General features: G+C 68.9%; 1 protein-coding gene. It reads left to right on the top strand.

Going from position 1 to position 1,613, the window contains the following annotated elements:
* The coding region (locus AC16JP_RS08555) for a family 20 glycosylhydrolase (protein ID WP_484340194.1) at nt 1–1,613 on the top strand (1,613 nt) is incomplete at both ends.

Genomic DNA, 1,613 nt, shown 5'->3' with positions numbered 1-1,613 from the left:
TGCTGGATCCGGCGCGGCATTTCCTGTCTCTCGAGACGCTGAAGCGCCAGATCGACAACATGGAGCGGGTGAAGCTGAACACCCTGCACCTGCACCTGTCCGACGATCAGGGCTTCCGCGTCGAAAGCAGGCGCTATCCGAAGCTGAACGCGGCGGGGCCATATTATACGCAGGCCGAGATCCGCGACCTCGTCGCCTATGCGGCCGCGCGCGGGGTGCGCATCGTCCCCGAGTTCGACGTGCCGGGGCACAGCCGGGCGATCGTCGACGCCTATCCGGAAACCGGGGTGTTGTTCGATACTGCTATCCCCGGCCTGAAGGCGGCCGCGCTCGATCCTTCGGCGCCCGCCACCTGGACCTTTCTCGACCGCCTGTTCGGCGAAATGGCGGTGCTGTTCCCCGACCGTCATTTCCACGCCGGCGGCGACGAGGTTGCGGCCGGCATCTGGGCCGACACGCCAAAGGTTCGCGCGTGGATGCAAAGCCGGGGCCATGCCGACCAGCACGCCGCCGAACGCTGGTTCGCCGGGCGTGTCGCCGCGCTGCTGAAACGCCACGGCAAGACGATGATCGGCTGGGAGGAAGTCGCCGGCGCCGGTCTGGACCGCGATATCGTGGTGCAGGCGTGGCAGACATCGAAGGCGATGGCCCGCGCGATCGAGGCCGGGCACCCGGTGATCATGTCGGCGGGCTATTATCTCAATCTGCTGATGCCGGCCGACTGGCACTATGCGATCGACCCGGCGGCGACTGCGGGGGTCGGCATCGAACCTGAACATGCGGCACGGCTGCGCAAGCTAAGTCCGCTGCTGGCGGGGCTGCTGACCGACGCCCTCGTCGACCAGCCGATGCCGCCGCTTACCGCCGCACAGGAACGCCTGCTGCTGGGTGGCGAAATGGCGCTGTGGGGCGAAATCACAACCGACGAACTGGTCGAACATCAGCTATGGCCGCGCGCCGCCGCCGTCGCCGAACGATTCTGGTCTCCGCGCGATGTAACCGATCCAGCCGACATGTATCGGCGGCTCGATACCGTTGCGGCGCAACTGGGCAGCAACGATGCGCTGGTGCAGCGGCTTTCCCCGCACGACCCGGAGACGCTGGCGACGCTTCTCGATGCCACCGGGCCGGTGCGCAACATGGCGCACGACCATCAGGTGCGGGCGATGCTGGCGGGCAAGCCGTTCACCCAGTCGTTCAACGCTCCGGCCGACGCGGCGCCGGTCGACAGCCTGCTTGCGCATCGCTTCGAAGCCGCAGCCCGGCGCTACACCGCCGGAGAGCGGGGGCTTGCCCCCGCGCTGCAGGCGCAGTTGCGCATCTGGCAGGAAAATGACGCGCGGTTCCGGGCAGCGGCCAAGGGGCGCCCGCTTCTGGAAGCGGCGCTGCCGACTTCGGAACAACTGGCCGGGCTGGCCGCAGTGGGGTTGCAGGCGCTTGCCGCCATCGAGGCCGGCGCCACCCTGTGGGCCGATCAGGCGGCCCTGGCGCGCGCGGCGTTGAAACGGGTCGCCGATCAGGCCGACGCCTCGTGGCGGCCGTTCGACGGCTTCCTGCGGCCGCAGCCTCCTGCCGACCTCCTCCTGAAGGTCGGCCCCGGCATTGCCGCATTG

It is taken from the genome of Sandaracinobacteroides sp. (genome assembly GCF_057137845.1).
This window is presented reverse-complemented; position numbering and strand designations above follow the sequence as displayed.